We start from the raw sequence: 15,446 nt of genomic DNA, 5'->3' as shown, positions 1-15,446 counted from the left end.
AAAACAGAGTTCTTCTTGTATCGGCTTGAGAAATTATTTGCTTAAAAACTCAAAAACCCAGAAATTGTTCTTGATCCCTTTTTTGTTGGTCCTTTGGCTTGTGAGCAAGCTCACGCCTCAGTCCAACAAAAAAGCCCTGCACTTTCGTGCAAGGCTTTTTTTTGTCGGGGTGGCAGGATTCGAACCTGCGGCCTCCTGCTCCCAAAGCAGGCGCGATAACCGGGCTACGCTACACCCCGAGTAAGAGCTTCGCTCTTAATTCAAAGTTTAAGGTTTAAAGTTCCATATTGTCTTAACTTCAAGATTCGTTTTACTAGAACCTTGAACTTGAAACCAAAAACCTTGAACTATTCAGCGGAGAGTGTGAGATTCGAACTCACGCGACAATTGCTCGTCGACAGTTTAGCAAACTGCTCCATTAACCACTCTGGCAACTCTCCTTTTAATAATGAACTTGCAAATATTTTGCGGTTGCAAATGTATGTGTTCAGATACATTTCTGCAAACCTTTTTATGCTTTTTTACTCCACAAAAATGAGTATTCTTTTAAATGATTTTCATTCAGACCGTTGTAAATTAATAAAAGTTCCATAATTCTGCTGTGAATTCGAAAAACGATAGATTATACTACGCTTTTACTTCAGTTAAAAAAGTTTTAAACCGTCTTCAAGTGGTATTTAATATCCTATTTTTAACATTAACTTCATCTATATATAAACATATAAATCTTTATGTCTATTCTCCCCAATAATCTTGAGCGTTACCAGAAATTTTTGAGTTTCATGTTGAAGTACTGGAACAGTGATCTTTTAAATGAAACTGCATCCAACGCAATGGAGGAAGAAACGGCCAGAAAGTTTGATGATTTTGAGCAATCTCCAAAAGAACTTGTAGAGGATCTAAAGCAAATGGGGCCCACTTATGTCAAATTAGGCCAGTTGCTTTCTACCCGTCCCGATCTCTTACCCGATCGATATCTCGAAGCCCTGGCAACGCTTCAGGATGACAATCCCACCATTCCCTACGAGGAAGTTCAGGAAATTGTGGAAAATGAATTAGGCACAAAAATTTCTAAGGCTTTTAATTGTTTTGAGGAAGAACCTATAGCCAGTGCTTCTATAGGTCAGGTACATCTTGCAGAATTGAGGTCGGGCAAAACAGTTGCTGTGAAAGTCCAGAGACCGGGAATCAGGAAAAAATTCATGGAAGACCTTGATACCCTGGAAAAAATGGCAGCCCTGGCTGTAAAACATACAGATGTTGGTAAAAAATACGGGTTTAGTGATGTCCTGGGGGAGTTAAGACGTATTATGCTTCATGAACTGGACTATCTTAGGGAAGCAAACAATTTGGTCACCTTAGGTATTAATCTTAAAGAATATCGCAGGCTCATTGTGCCACAGCCTATTCCCGACTACACCACCTCTAAGGTATTAACAATGGAGTATGTAAAAGGGAAAAAAATCACAAGTATTTCTCCCCTCAAAAAGACCGAAAACGATTATACAGCCCTTGTAGATGAATTTATCGAGGCTTACCTAAAGCAAATCGTTTCTGACGGATTTGTACATGCCGATCCACATCCCGGGAATATACATCTTTTAGAGAATGAAAAGATCGCTCTTATGGATCTTGGAATGGTAGCCCAGTTCTCCAAAAAGATGAAGGACTACCTGCTAAGGCTGCTTTTAGGTTTAAGTAAGAATGATGGAGAAGAGATCGCAACCATTCTTCTAAGCATGAGCGAAATCACTGAACATGCTTCGGAAAAAGAATTCAGGAGACAAATTAGCATCATGGTACAGGAAAGTAGCCACAGTACCGCACAGGATATGCAAACAGGAAGATTGCTTATTCAAATGAACCGGAGTGCCGCCAGGAATGGTATTCTTCTTCCCGTGGAAGTAAATATTCTGGGAAAGATCTTATTAAACATGGATCAAATAATAGCCTTTTTGGCACCTGAATACGACCTTAGAGATGCGGTAAGAAGGTACATGAATAAATTACTTCAGGATCAGATGATTAATGAATTGAAACCCGAAGATATCTTTTCAGTATTTCTGGATTCCAAGAAGCTGGCTGAAAATCTGCCTGACCGGCTGGATAAGATCACAGAAAACCTGGCCAGGAATGAATTCCGTTTTAAAATAGACGCTATTGATGAAAAAAGATTTACCGATGGTTTTCAAAAAGTTGCCAATAGAATAACTCTGGGACTTATTATCGCGGCCATGATCATCGGAGCAGCGATGCTGATGAGTGTCCCCTCCCCTTTCATGATTTTTGGTTACCCGGGGCTTGCAATTCTGTTTTTTATGTTAGCCGCTGTTGCCGGAATATATTTAAGTTATACGATACTTTTTAAAGACGAGTAGATTAGGGTGACAGTGCGCAGCTGTTAGAAGATAGTAAAAGGTTAGAAGAACAATTTTAGAAGTAAGAAAAGCGGAATTTTAATTGAGGGACTACTTACAATATCAATAACCTGTCTTTAATAAATCATTTTTTCAACTCTTAATCCAAATCCGACATTTGAGGATTTTTCAGAATGAAGATCTGCTCCAACCTGGAGATTAACATTTACAAATTCCTGCCAGATATTTACATCAAGGTATGTAGAAATAATTCTTTCTATAGGCCTGGAAGAACCTGATTTAGCACCGTAATTCCCCCTATAGCTCGCTAAAAACTTGTAAGGATACCTGTAAAAAGCATTTCCACTAATTCCAATGTGATGTGCGACAATATTATTATGTGCTACTTTGAACCTTTCATCATCAAGCATTATAAAAGGTAGCCCAATGATTCGTTGTTCATAAGTCCATCCGGACTGATATAGATGATTGTTAAAATAGTTATCCTTTCCATCTGTTGTCGGATAGGTTTTGCTCTGGTGTCGGGTGAAATAATACTCATACATTAAAGCCTGCACCCATTTTTCCGAGTCTTGATCTTCAACATAGACACCATAGCGGCCATCCGGAGTATTCCGTAGCTTTATTCCAGAGAAATCTTCAAAAATAGTATTATAAACAAGAGAGATGTCATACCGCGAAATACTGGTATTTAATTGTACTTCATAGCCTCCGAGATGATTTCCAAGGCCATTGATTTCGTTTTCACCTATAAGTCCATCACCATCAATTATGCTTCCTCCCGTAATCACCTTTAAATAGTCTTCAAAACCGGAAGGAAGCTCTCCATATTCAGGGGATTTTCCTCCCCATTGAACATAATGATGAACTCCTCCAATTATTTCAATATTATTTATTTTATTGAAAACCAGATGAAAACTCTTATGATGAATTCTAATTTTTTGAATATACCTTTCAGTCTCATCTGAAAAAAATTCTTCCCATGATGCTTTAAACCCAATCCCTGTATCCCAAAACATGAGGGGGCGCTTCATTTTTAGGCTGATACCGGGAATTGGTCTCGAATTGAGGGACCATAGTATACTTTCATTAGTTGCACTAAGGCCATTAAAAACCTCATCCTTTTGTTTTCTTCCAGCATAAGTCTCAAGCCAGCTATTTTCGTAGCTCACGAAGTATTCATCTAATTGCACTTTATTCAAATAACCATCGTGGTAAAGTACACCAAGTCCTCCCTTTAAAATACTTCCATTTCTAAATTCGTAGGCACCACGTCCATTCACCCAGGAACTTATATTTGTCTTTTCATCAATTCTTCCTCTCTGATTGGAGTGCATCCAAAACGGACTCTCTGCTTCGGTATATACCATCCCTTGAGCCGCAGCTGACAGAGAATAATCAATTTCCTGCGATTGAACGGCAGAAATGCTTAATAACAATAGGAAGGGGAGCTTCTTGATAACTTTAATATTTTGTATGGTAAAAATAGTATTCTTCCAGTAAAGCTCAATAAACTCTAACATAAAAACAGTAATTTTATTTTTTAATATAGAAGTATGTTTAGTTTCTTTCAGAAGAAGTATTATTTCCAAGATTATCTTGAAGATTTCATTGATATTCACAATCATATCTTGCCGGGAATAGATGATGGTGCATCCACAGTGGAAGATTCATTAAAGTTAATTCAGCACTATAAAGAGATAGGGATAGCACAATTTATCACAACGCCACATGTGATGAATGATTACTATCCAAATACGCCACAAACAATAAATGCAGCCCTTGAGAACCTTAAAGAGGAACTGGTGAAAGCAGGTCAAGGGAACATAAAAATAAAGGCTGCAGCAGAATATATGATGGATCAGGCTTTCATGGAGCTGATAGGAAAAGAGCGTCTGCTTACATTAAAAGATAATTTAGTGTTGGTAGAAATGTCTTACTTCCAGGCCCCTATAAATCTTCATGAAATTCTTTTCCAACTTCAAACTCAACAGTACAAGCCCGTATTAGCTCATCCTGAACGCTACGCCTTTTTTCATTCAAAATCTTTAAATAATTATACAGATCTTAAAAACAGAGGCTGCTTATTTCAGCTTAATGCATTAAGCCTTGTGGGTCACTACGGGAAAAATATGAAGGATATAGCCTTTCGCCTACTAAAAGAAGGCATGATCGATTTCCTGGGAACAGACACTCATCAACTGCGACATCTTGAGAAGTTGTCCACTGTTCAATTATCTAAAAAACAACTGGAACTTGTGCTTCCTGTGATCAACAGAACAAAAGATACTTTTAAATATTAATTCCTGTTAAAAGGTTTTTTAATAAAATTAAAGAAACCTTTTTTGTCCTCATCGGCCGCATATCCGTAACCGTAACCATAGGAGTAGCCGTATTTCGCGCCATAAGAGAATTTAGAATAATCCACATCATTTAAAACTATTGCCACTCCATTAAGTTTCCCCTGTTGTTTAAGATCCTTGGGGAATTCCAGAAGCTTTTTCTCGGTATAACCTGCCCTTACAACATAAATAGTCGTATCGGCTAATGGACTAATCAAGAGTGTATCAGTAACGATCATAGTTGGTGCAGTATCAACAATTATGAAATCATAATTCGCTTTCTGGCTCGTAATAAATGTCTCCATCCTGTCGTTCATCAGGAGTTCAGCGGGATTTGGTGGTATGGACCCGGAAAACACTACATCTACAGGAATATTATCTTGATTCACAGATTTTATAATATCCTCTGCTCTAATTTCGCGGTCATAAAGAAAATCAGAAAGTCCTTTAGTCTCCAAAGTTCCTTCTACAAATTTGTGAAGTCGAGGATTTCTTACATCACCCCCAATAAGCAATATCTTTTTTCCCGTACTGGCAAGAGTACGTGCCAGGTTAAAGGAAACAAAAGTTTTGCCTTCTCCTTTAATAGTAGAGGTTACAAAAATAACTTCAGCCTTTTCCTTATTTCTGGACTGTACAAGATAAGCGAGATTGGTTCGTAATATTCTAAAGGATTCAGCTAAAGAAGAGCGGTCGTTCAATTTTATCACTTCAAAATCTTCCTTTCCTATCTTGGGTATCTCCCCAAGGAAAGGAATATTTTTAATAAGTGGCTGTAAATCTCCTTTATGATGGACTTTGGTGTCAAGAAAATTAATACCAAAGATTACCAGTAAAGGAATTAGAAATCCGACTACTCCACCTCCCGTAAGAATCAGCCATGGTTTCGGATCTATGGGTTCATCAAGGGTGAAAGCGGGATCAATAACTTTTGCCACCGGCGAAGTTGCAGCAAATGAAATTGCCGATTCTTCCCTTCTTTGGAGTAAAAACAAATAAAGTTCCTCTTTTATTTGTTGTTGACGTTCAATACTTCGTATCCCTTTTTCGAGTCCGGGAAAGGTGCTAAATTGTCCCTCGGCCTTTTCCTCCAATTGATTTAACTCCCTAAGCCTAATATTAATTGAACTTTCTGTTTGTTCGATATTGCTAAGCAAATTTTTTCTTAAAGAACTTAATTGTTGATCTATTGTTTCAACTACTGGATTCTTTTCTGTCCCGCTTTGAAGATAAGCCTGTCGTTGCTGAACCAATTGGTTGTAACTTCCAATGGAACCTCCAAGACCTCCTCCTTCAATTCCCACTCCTTCTGGTAATAATTGGTAAGGATCGGCAGAGGAAAGAGTTTGTTTCACTCCCTCCAAAATCATTAATTGTGTTTCCAGTTCAAATATTCCCTGCTCTGCCGTTGTGGCACGAGACATATATTGACTGGCAGTACTTCCGACATCCATCAGGCGATTTTCTCGTTTGAAGTCAGCTATTCCCCCCTCTACGGAATCTAATTCCTCAGTGATCAACTGCAGGCGATTCTGAATAAATTCCGTTGTACTTTCAGCTACCTGTCGCTTGTCAGCCACTCCATCAGCATTAAAATGAATCATTAAAGTATTAAGAAAATCCTGTGATTTTTCAGGTACTTCTCCAACAATAGACAATGATAAAATATCTTTAGCCCTTCCTTCAGGAGCGACCGTCATTTTTTCAATGTACCTTCTTGCAACCTCATCAATTGGCCAAATTTTCACATTAACCGGAACTGAATTTTTTATTTCTTTTCTAGAAGAAATTATAAATTCCAAGCCGCCATAATTAATTACTTGTCCGAATTTATAATTTTCTGAAAATTCCTTCTCTTCCTGAACCAGCAGAAAGCTCTCGTTAGATTGAGGAACAACAGTGAAATTAAGAGTTGATCGATGTACAAGTTCCTGAAGCGATAAAAAATCAATATTTATGGGGGAATTTTCATAAGCTTCAACTGTAATAACCTTTCCCTCCAGAAAATATGCTATATTTAAATTAAGTTGGTCAATAACCCCCTCCACCAGTCTCTTTGACTGTAGAGTGACAATTTGATTCTCAAGAGAATTTTCTCCAAACGCCAGTATCGATGCGCCTCCCGAAGGCATAGCTCCCACAACACTGTTTTCGTCATCGCCTAACATCATCATCGACGCCTCAGTTGCATATTCAGGAATGGTATATCGGTTATATAAGTAAGCAACAAATAGTCCTAATGCACATCCAAAGACCAGCCATTTCCAATGAGCTAAGTATTTATAAATTTCTGCTTTAAGATCAAAATGAGATTCTTCCTTTTCAGAAAACTCCTGTAACTCTTCCATTAAATATTATTAAATAAATAAAACAAAGTAAAACCTGTTGTTATTATAGAAACAATCCCCTGCCAACTAGTAATAAACCCGGCAGACTTAACTCTTCTATAGGTGGGTTCAACATAAACGATGTCATTCTGCTTTAGATAGTAAAATTGATCTTTGAAAACTTCAGCACTAGTGAGATCGACTCGCCCCTGAATAATTTTCCCATCCTGCATTCTTACAATCAAAACATTTTCTCTTTTGCCGTCATAAGAAACATCCCCAGCCAAAGCAATTGCCTGTATGATGGATAATCTTTCATCGGGCACTTCGATTACTGAACTACCTATTTCCCCTATAACTGTAACTTTGAAATTCAAAATCCTTACACGAACAACAGCATCGCGAACATATTCTTTAAGTCGGGCAGTGAGAAATTCTTCCAGTTCCTCCCTTGTCTTACCCTCAACAGGTACTTCCCCTAGAACCGGAAAATTTATATTGCCATCAACATCCACCAAATATCCCTGCATCTGAGAGTTTTGTCCTCCCCCTCCCTGACGTGATGAGGAAGTCATAATAAAGGGTTGAACAATTTCTTCATTTAAAGAAGAAACATCGATTTGGAGGACATCATTCACTTCAATTTCCGCCTGAAAATTTTCGGGAGCATTATAATTTTGTAAATCTTCTATTCCCTGGAAATAAACGATCTCATCTTTTGTAGCGCAAGATGATAAGAACAAAACTACAAATACAAATCCAAGGAACCGATTAGGATATTCAAATTTTAAATTTATCATTAAATAATTTTCTTTTCTGGGTTAGAAATGGAACTGAGATTGTCTAATTTTTCAAATGTGGAGTTTTTACTTTTAAACTCAGGAACCAACATTTTCAAATTACCCACGACTTTGTGACTTTTTAATTTACTTGCAGAATTTATAATCTTCTCTATTGAAAAATTTATTTCTTCATAATTTCCCGGAGTATCTACTGCAATCATTATTTTTTTGTGATGAGTAGGAAGCGTTTTACTTTTATCACTCAGCAACTCTTCATAAAGTTTTTCTCCCGGTCTTAAACCTGTTATTTTTATGCCGATCTGTTTGTTCGGTATAAATCCGGCTAACTTTATCATCTTAATAGCAAGGTCCATGATTTTAACAGGTTCGCCCATGTCAAAAATAAAGATTTCACCACCTTTCCCCATTGCACCGGCTTCTAAAACCAATTGACAGGCTTCGGGAATGGTCATAAAGTATCTAATTATATCCGGATGTGTTATAGTAACCGGGCCTCCTTTTTCAATTTGTTTCCGGAATAAAGGTACAACCGAACCATTGGAACCAAGAACATTTCCGAAGCGGGTTGTGATGAATTTGGTCTTTCCGGACTCAATTCCTCCGGCCGAATGATATAAGGATTGGACATACATTTCTGCTGCCCTTTTTGAAGCTCCCATTACATTAGTAGGATTTACTGCTTTATCGGTAGAAATCATTACAAAATGTCCCACCATATATTCAACAGCAAGGTCTGCAAGGTTTTTTGTTCCCAAAATATTAACAAAAACAGCTTCATGAGGATTTGATTCCATTAAAGGTACATGCTTATAGGCTGCAGCATGATAGATCACGTCAACTGTCCTTTTTTGAAATAACAATTCAAGGCGTTTTCTATTCCCAACGTCACAGATAACACAATTAAAATTAAGATCAGGAAATTTTGCCTGAACCTCCAATTGCAAGTTGTGCATGGGGGTCTCTGCCTGATCAAGAATGATAAGTAGTTTAGGTTTATATTCCGCCACCTGCCTTACAATTTCACTCCCAATAGAACCTGCACCTCCGGTTACCAGAATTGTTTTCCCTGTTAACTGTTGCCTTTTGTTTTCCTTATTCAGAAGAATAGGTTCCCGATCTAAAAGGTCCTCGATCTGCAGTGATTTAACCTTATTGGAAACAGATTTTTCATCTTCATAATTAGAGACTATAGGAGCATTAAAGACTTTTATATCATTTTCAAGGCACTCCTCAACCAGGGAAAATTTTTCTTCAGCTGTCAGTGTATTTTCAGAAAGTATTAAAGCTGAAGCCCCTAAGGCTTTGGCTTCTGCACTAACCTTAAGTCCATTATATATAACAGGTTTTCCCAGAATACGGATATTTCTACGGGTGTTGTCATTAGTAATAAATCCACGGATGTCAAATCGTTTAGGATGTTCTATTTCTAATGCGCCTGCAATTGAAATTGCATTCTCATCAGCCCCAAAAACAACCGCCTTTTCAAGGTTCTGATTCTTTTGTGTAGCCTTAAAATATTCATAAAGTTGCTTTACCGATAACCTAAAAAGGAAGAGCAACGAAAACGACACAAGGAAATAAAAAATTAAACCCGCTACTAAATAAATCTTTTCTCCAATTAAAAAATAGGTAAGATAATTTACCAAGATAAGTGTAACGAAAGTACTGAAGCATGCCAGCATAATTCTAAGCGCGTCCACATACGAAGAATGTCTTATTAATCCGGAGTAGGTTCTAAACACAAAAAAGAAAAAAATGTTTACCCCTACTATAAGAAACATTCTTTCATAAACAGAAAGAAATTCATAGAAATTGGATGTAAGATCTCTTAAAGCGACACCGGTGAGTAGATCGGCCACAACAATTATAGAAATATCAATGCCGAGAATGGCCCATCTCGGGAGGTACTTTATATTTCTAATATCCAGCCGACTTTCACTAGATAATATTTGTCTAAGGGCGTAATTTAACTTCCTACCCATATATTATTATTTGGAAAACTTTTATAACTAAAGAAAATTATTTATCGCTGCATTTATCCGGTTTCTCTCATTTTCTCCAAGATTTGAACCTGAAGGGAGACATAAGCCGTTTTTAAAAGCTGCTGCCGCCACTCCATTTCCATAAAAGGAAGCATCTTTAAAAACCGGCTGTAAGTGCATTGGCTTCCATAGAGGTCTGCTCTCAATGTTTTCTTGCTCCAGGTATAACCGAAGCGCCTCTGTATTAAAAGCCCCTCCTTCTTCTGCTATAATAACTGTGAGCCAGTGGTTACAAAAGTAAGTATTTTCAGGTTCACTCAATACTTTAACTTCTTTAACTGCACTAAACAGTCTCTTATAAAACTCATTCATCTCCCTTCGTTTATCAACATGTGCATCCAAAATCTCCATTTGCCCCCTACCAATACCTGCAGCTATGTTGCTCAGTCTATAATTGTAACCAATTTCACTGTGTTGGTAATGTGGCGCTTCATCCCGCGCCTGGGTTGCAAGAAATACAATTTTTTCTTTTAACTCTTGCGTGCGGGTGATTAAAGCCCCTCCTCCAGATGTAGTGATAATTTTATTTCCATTAAAGGAAAGAATGGAGAACTCTCCAAAAGTTCCACATTTTTGTCCTTTATAAGAACTACCTAAAGCTTCAGCACTGTCCTCAATAATAGGAATTTCATACCGGGCAGCCACCTCATGGACTTCATCAATCTTGTATGGCATTCCGTATAAATGTACGCCAATTATTGCTTTAGGTTTTCTTCCTTTTTTTATCCGGTCTTTAATGGCTTCTTCAAGGAAGACAGGAGAAATATTAAGAGTATCCTCTTCACTATCTACAAACACAGGTCTTGCACCTAAATAAACAATTGGATTAGCGGAAGCCGCAAAGGTAAGGCTTTGACAAAGGACTTCATCTCCCCTTTCCACACCTACCAACTTCAAAGCGAGATGAAGGGCTGCCGTTCCAGAACTTAAGGCGGCAACGTGAATATCACTCTGTAAATACTTTTTAATATCCTCCTCAAATCCATTCACATTGGGACCCAAAGGAGCAATCCAATTCTGCTGGAAGGCTTCATGAATATAAGTTAACTCATTTCCTCCCATGTGAGGAGAAGACAACCATATTTTATCTTTATTCATTTGTTGTATTTGCTATTTTAATGATCTTTCCAGGATTACCTACAACAGTAGCGAAATCCGGAACATCCTCAATTATTACTGCACCGGCACCTATAGTACACCACTTGCCAATCTCTTTACCGGGAATCACCACCGCACCAACACCTATGTGAGAACCCTCCCCTATTTTCACCCCTCCAGCTAAAACAGCACCCGGAGAAATATGTACGAAATTTTCAATCACACAGTCATGCTCGACGACGCTCCCGGTGTTAATTATACAGTGGGTACCGATTATTGTATCTGCATTTACGGCAGCATTGGCCATAATTACGGTCCCTTCACCCAATTCTACAGTGCCATCTACAACTGCATTTGAGTGGCTAATTCCCTTATGGAAGGGTCCTGGAAAACGTTTTACAATTTTTTTCCTCGTCCTATTATTCCCAATAGCCACAATAGTTTTGCGCCTTAATATTTCCGGAGTATATTTATGTACAACAGGATAATCATAAATTCCAGTAATAACTGGATTATCATCTAAAATTTGATGGATTTGCTCCATCCGGGAATGGACAATACCTATTATAACTTTACCATGACCACTGGCACCGTATATATTCATATTAATTATTTCCTTTAAAAGGCTCTGCAGTTGACATGTGCGCAGAATTAACTCCTTCAGATTTTAAAACCTTTAACATAGTCCACCACAATATTTTAATATCCATCCACATGGAAACATTATCCACATACCATACGTCATATTCAAATTTCTTTTGCCAGCTAATAGAATTCCTTCCCTTTACAGCAGCCAATCCAGTAATTCCCGGACGAACTTTGTGACGTTGCATTTCGAAATTACTAAAATGATCTAAGTATTCAGGTAATAAGGGTCTTGGCCCTATTAGGCTCATATCTCCCTTTATTACATTAATTAACTGAGGAATTTCATCCAGAGATGTTTTTCTCACAATTCTACCAATAAAAGTTAATCTATCAGAATCTGGCAATAAATTTCCCTCATCATCTCTGGCATCACTCATTGTTTTAAATTTGATTATTTTAAACAAACGAGCATTCTTCCCAGGTCTAATTTGCATAAAAAAAGGGTTTCCCCCGTTATAAATAGCCAGAAGAATTGTTATTAAAATAAAAATGGGCAATAAAAAAATAAACCCGAAGAAGGACAATAAAAAGTCTATTAAATGTTTAAAAAAAATCCTGTACACGCACTCTATTTTTCGCTACAAAACTAATAGATTTGGCAGGAAACACCTATGTAAAGTTTTGTTAAAGGATTTTTGGTAATAATCCAGAAATCTAAATTAGCTAAAAATAATAATCGATTATAAAACTATTCTTAATGGAATTTTAAAATTCTAATATTTTTGAAACCTTCTTGAAAGTTATTTCCCCAAAAAGATATTAAGAGTTAAATGAAGAGTACGATAATAATTAAAATAGAATCTAGAACTGAGATATAACCGAGCGCAAAATTGAACAAGCCATAATCAAAGAATTTGAAGAAAAATAGTAAAATGAAAAAGAAGCTGATAATTTACGGATTGGGTAAATTTGCCGAATACATTGCTTACGTTTTTAACCAGGATAGTCCTTACGATGTTGTGGCTTATTGTGTAGAAGGATCTTATTTAAAGGTAAAAAAGGAAATATCTTCGGATTTGCCGCTCATAAATTTTGATGATATTGAGAGTAAGTTTTCACCAGAGGAATATGAGCTGTTTATAACAGTTGGCAATGACATAGTACGCGAGCGAATATTTTTAGCGGCCAAAAGTAAAGGATATAAATTAGCCAGCTATGTTTCCTCTTTTGCCAGCTATATGGAAAATTTAAAATATGGGGAAAATGTTTTTATTGGAGGGGGATCAGGAATACAACCTTTTGTAGAAATTGAAGATAACTGTATTTTAATTGGAGTTAGAATTGGACATCATACTAAAGTTTGTAAAAATTCACTATTGAGTCATCCAGTAATTGGATCTAATGTTGTGATCGGACAAAATTCCTTTTTAGGGATTAATTGCTCCATAAAACCTGATGTGAAAATTGGAAAGAGGAATGTTATAGGAATGGGAGCAGTTATTACTAAGGATACAGGTGACGGTGAAGTATATAGCCCTTCTCCTACTAAAAAGAGAACTATTACCTATGACAAAATGAACAACAAACATCTTCAATAAATGATCTATGCTTTTCTCCTTTATAAGGAATTATGTCCAACTTATTATTTATGACTTTTAAAGAATTCAAATCAAAATTCGAATTTAGCCCCGTAAAAGAATTTTCTCATCAAGTAAAGGAAAATCCCTTGGTTTCAGTATGTGTTCAAGCATATAATCATGAAAAATTTATTTCCCAGTGTCTGAAAAGTATTCTGTCTCAGAAAACGGATTTTCCTTTTGAAATTTTACTTTCAGAAGATGAATCCAGTGATGACACACGGGCAATATGTATTGACTTTGCGCTAAAATATCCTTATAAAATAAGATTATTCCTTCATTCCAGATCTAATAATATTAGAGTTTCGGATGTACCAACGGGGAATTTCCCCATTTTAAATAATTTTTTCCATGCAAATGGAAAATATGTTGCTATTTGTGAAGGAGATGATTTTTGGGGGGATCCCTATAAACTTCAAAAGCAATTCAGTTTTATGGAGCAGAACCTTTCTTATTCAATTTGTTACCACAACTACAAAATCCTAAACGCAAATGGACAGATTATAAGCTTCTCACCCAAAGCGTGTCCCATAAAAAGGGATTTGAAAGCTGATGAATTGATCTTTTCTTTTGTACATCCAGCCCCTCTAACAATTTTCTTTAGAAATATTTTAAATAAGGACCTTCCTCAAGAAATTGCAAATGTTATTGCTATGGACGTTTTTCTCTGCTCCTTGCTTGGGGAAAAGGGGCCTGGAAAATTTTTACAAGAAATTCAGCCTGCTTATTATAGAACCCATGAAGAAGGGATGTGGAGTAATATGGCCCTGGAACCTAAATTATATGCGAAAATTAATACTTACCAACAATTAACATATTACTATTCGAAACAAGGTAAAAGGGATATAGTATCCATCTTTCAAAAAAAAATTAATAAGATTAAGAGATATTTGGTTTTTTTAAATCTTACTCAATTAAATTTTAGGAAAACCCTTCTGTTAATTAAAAATTGGAAGAAACTTACTTCTTAAATTTACTCTTAATCTGAGTGTAAAAAATTTCATATTCCTTACTTATGCATTCAATTCTAAAATTTTCCTGAGCGTATTCAAATGCTTTTTTTACTCGTGGTTCCCAATTTTCAATATATAGAGCTTCTTCCATCTTTTCACTTAACTGGTTTATGTTTCCCGGCTGAAAAAAGAGGGCACCATCTGCAGGTAAGCACTCTTTATTTTCCATAATATCCGAAACTATTGAAGGTGTATTATAAATAGTGGCTTCTATAAGAGCTCCGGGAAGCCCTTCGAAATAACTTGGAAAAACAAAAAAGTCTACCATTGAAAAAAGCTCAGGAACCTCTTCTGTATATCCAATTAGATATACATCTTCTTCCAGTTTCATTTCCTTAATAGTCTGACTTAACTCTTCTCTAAGGGGACCGTCACCAGCCACAACAAGTATATTTCCCGACTTGCGCTGATTCAACATATGAAAAGCCTTAAGTAAATCCAATTGACCTTTGCCTTTTGCCAATCTTCCCACATTCAGAAAGATCTTTTTATTTTCATTTTTTATTTCATTTAGAAATGGATAAATGTATTTGTTCGAATTTTTACTTCCTTCAAAACTTCTTCCCCTGTAAATGACATGAACTTTATCCTCCGGTATTCCCAAAGCTTTAATATTAGATATCTTTATTGTTTTAGAATTACATATGAAATAATCAACCCTTCCAGCGGTGGCCCTGTCAATTTGTTGAATGGAGAAGAGTTTTATACGAGCAAGAAAAGACAATTGGGAGTAACGCAATTTACCATAAGAATTACTTACAAAGCTTCCCACCAAAATGACATTAGGAAATTTTTTTTTCATTAATCGCCCTACTATTTCGGCCCTGAATAAAGTAGAATGTAAAATCTCTGGATTCTCTTTTATCAATATTTGAGAAAGTAGCTCAACAGCTTTTTTAAACCCATATAGGTGATCTAGATTCAGAGAATAAACCTTTATTCCTTTTTCTTCCAGAGTGGCTTTAAGTTTTTCACCCTTATAAATATGAACAAAAACGGGAGTTACAGTGGTCATATTCAAAGCAATATGCACCAAACTTTTTTCTGCTCCATAACCTTCCAAAGAATCAATTAAATATAATACCTTCATTAAAAAAGGTTTATTAAGACAGTGGAGGAATTAACACGATTCCAAAATTTAACCATAAGAAAATTTTCTTATTCTAATTACTTTACCTTTAACCTAAGGTTCTAAAAATATTGATTATTCACAAGAAA

Annotated in this window: 12 protein-coding genes and 2 tRNA genes; 4 read left to right on the top strand and 10 right to left on the bottom strand. The window is 36.4% G+C overall.

The features are described 5' to 3' along the window. Positions 1-164 precede the first annotated feature (164 nt). Positions 165-239: transfer RNA gene (locus OU683_RS07485), tRNA-Pro, on the bottom strand. 116 nt (positions 240-355) lie between these two features. Beyond that, positions 356-440, bottom strand: a tRNA-Ser gene (locus OU683_RS07480). A 291-nt stretch (positions 441-731) separates the two neighbouring features. Between OU683_RS07480 and OU683_RS07475 the strand changes: the two genes are divergently transcribed. Next, positions 732-2,378 carry an ABC1 kinase family protein gene (locus tag OU683_RS07475; protein ID WP_268136817.1) on the top strand — a complete coding sequence of 549 codons (1,647 nt, stop codon included), beginning with the start codon at positions 732-734 and terminating at the stop codon, positions 2,376-2,378. Positions 2,379-2,494: 116 nt separating this feature from the next. On the opposite strand, the gene OU683_RS07470 is transcribed toward OU683_RS07475, so the two are convergent. Further along, positions 2,495-3,901: a capsule assembly Wzi family protein gene (locus OU683_RS07470; RefSeq protein WP_268136815.1), complete on the bottom strand. Its 1,407-nt coding sequence runs from the start codon at positions 3,899-3,901 to the stop codon at positions 2,495-2,497. A 33-nt stretch (positions 3,902-3,934) separates the two neighbouring features. Here OU683_RS07470 and OU683_RS07465 point away from each other — a divergent pair, with 33 nt between their 5' ends. After that, positions 3,935-4,681 (top strand): tyrosine-protein phosphatase, encoded by a 747-nt coding sequence (locus tag OU683_RS07465; protein ID WP_268136813.1) that lies wholly within the window; start codon positions 3,935-3,937, stop codon positions 4,679-4,681. Here the strand turns inward: OU683_RS07465 and OU683_RS07460 are convergent. Genes OU683_RS07460 through OU683_RS07435 form a run of 6 tightly spaced genes read right to left on the bottom strand, consistent with a single transcriptional unit; the run spans position 4,678 to position 12,201 of the window. Beyond that, positions 4,678-7,068: a GumC family protein gene (locus OU683_RS07460; RefSeq protein WP_268136811.1), complete on the bottom strand. Its 2,391-nt coding sequence runs from the start codon at positions 7,066-7,068 to the stop codon at positions 4,678-4,680. The genes OU683_RS07465 and OU683_RS07460 overlap by 4 nt on opposite strands. Next, complete coding sequence (locus OU683_RS07455) at positions 7,068-7,847, bottom strand: polysaccharide biosynthesis/export family protein (protein WP_268136809.1); 780 nt, start codon at positions 7,845-7,847, stop codon at positions 7,068-7,070. The genes OU683_RS07460 and OU683_RS07455 overlap by 1 nt, the downstream gene beginning before the upstream one ends. Next, positions 7,847-9,832: a polysaccharide biosynthesis protein gene (locus tag OU683_RS07450; protein ID WP_268136807.1), complete on the bottom strand. Its 1,986-nt coding sequence runs from the start codon at positions 9,830-9,832 to the stop codon at positions 7,847-7,849. Before OU683_RS07450 ends, OU683_RS07455 begins: the two co-directional genes overlap by 1 nt. Positions 9,833-9,859: 27 nt before the next feature. After that, a complete protein-coding gene (locus tag OU683_RS07445) occupies positions 9,860-10,990 on the bottom strand; it encodes a DegT/DnrJ/EryC1/StrS family aminotransferase (RefSeq protein ID WP_268136805.1) in 1,131 nt (376 codons plus the stop codon). Beyond that, the gene (locus OU683_RS07440) at positions 10,983-11,594 is read right to left on the bottom strand and encodes an acetyltransferase (RefSeq protein WP_268136803.1); all 612 of its coding nucleotides are present in this window, start codon (positions 11,592-11,594) and stop codon (positions 10,983-10,985) included. The genes OU683_RS07445 and OU683_RS07440 overlap by 8 nt, the downstream gene beginning before the upstream one ends. Before the next feature lies 1 nt (position 11,595). After that, positions 11,596-12,201 (bottom strand): sugar transferase, encoded by a 606-nt coding sequence (locus OU683_RS07435; protein WP_268136801.1) that lies wholly within the window; start codon positions 12,199-12,201, stop codon positions 11,596-11,598. Positions 12,202-12,510: 309 nt separating this feature from the next. Here OU683_RS07435 and OU683_RS07430 point away from each other — a divergent pair, with 309 nt between their 5' ends. Together OU683_RS07430 and OU683_RS07425 are read left to right on the top strand one after the other, a co-directional pair. After that, positions 12,511-13,176, top strand: a complete 666-nt coding sequence (locus OU683_RS07430; protein ID WP_268136799.1) for an acetyltransferase — start codon at positions 12,511-12,513, stop codon at positions 13,174-13,176. 50 nt (positions 13,177-13,226) lie between these two features. Then, complete coding sequence (locus OU683_RS07425) at positions 13,227-14,186, top strand: glycosyltransferase (protein ID WP_268136797.1); 960 nt, start codon at positions 13,227-13,229, stop codon at positions 14,184-14,186. Here the strand turns inward: OU683_RS07425 and OU683_RS07420 are convergent. Next, entirely contained in the window at positions 14,176-15,318 is a 1,143-nt protein-coding gene (locus OU683_RS07420; protein ID WP_268136795.1) for a glycosyltransferase, read from the bottom strand. The genes OU683_RS07425 and OU683_RS07420 overlap by 11 nt on opposite strands. Positions 15,319-15,446: the final 128 nt, after the last annotated feature.

This window comes from Salinimicrobium sp. TH3 (genome assembly GCF_026676115.1).
Lineage (GTDB): Bacteria > Bacteroidota > Bacteroidia > Flavobacteriales > Flavobacteriaceae > Salinimicrobium.
This window is presented reverse-complemented; position numbering and strand designations above follow the sequence as displayed.

Excerpts from the sequence above, each read along its gene's own strand:
- OU683_RS07445 (WP_268136805.1), bottom strand. The coding sequence starts at position 10,990 with ATGAATAAAGATAAAATATGGTTGTCTTCTCCTCACATGGGAGGAAAT.
- OU683_RS07465 (WP_268136813.1), top strand. The coding sequence starts at position 3,935 with ATGTTTAGTTTCTTTCAGAAGAAGTATTATTTCCAAGATTATCTTGAA.
- OU683_RS07475 (WP_268136817.1), top strand. The coding sequence starts at position 732 with ATGTCTATTCTCCCCAATAATCTTGAGCGTTACCAGAAATTTTTGAGT.
- OU683_RS07460 (WP_268136811.1), bottom strand. The coding sequence starts at position 7,068 with ATGGAAGAGTTACAGGAGTTTTCTGAAAAGGAAGAATCTCATTTTGAT.
- OU683_RS07425 (WP_268136797.1), top strand. The coding sequence starts at position 13,227 with ATGACTTTTAAAGAATTCAAATCAAAATTCGAATTTAGCCCCGTAAAA.
- OU683_RS07420 (WP_268136795.1), bottom strand. The coding sequence starts at position 15,318 with ATGAAGGTATTATATTTAATTGATTCTTTGGAAGGTTATGGAGCAGAA.
- OU683_RS07470 (WP_268136815.1), bottom strand. The coding sequence starts at position 3,901 with ATGTTAGAGTTTATTGAGCTTTACTGGAAGAATACTATTTTTACCATA.
- OU683_RS07450 (WP_268136807.1), bottom strand. The coding sequence starts at position 9,832 with ATGGGTAGGAAGTTAAATTACGCCCTTAGACAAATATTATCTAGTGAA.
- OU683_RS07430 (WP_268136799.1), top strand. The coding sequence starts at position 12,511 with ATGAAAAAGAAGCTGATAATTTACGGATTGGGTAAATTTGCCGAATAC.
- OU683_RS07455 (WP_268136809.1), bottom strand. The coding sequence starts at position 7,847 with ATGATAAATTTAAAATTTGAATATCCTAATCGGTTCCTTGGATTTGTA.
- OU683_RS07440 (WP_268136803.1), bottom strand. The coding sequence starts at position 11,594 with ATGAATATATACGGTGCCAGTGGTCATGGTAAAGTTATAATAGGTATT.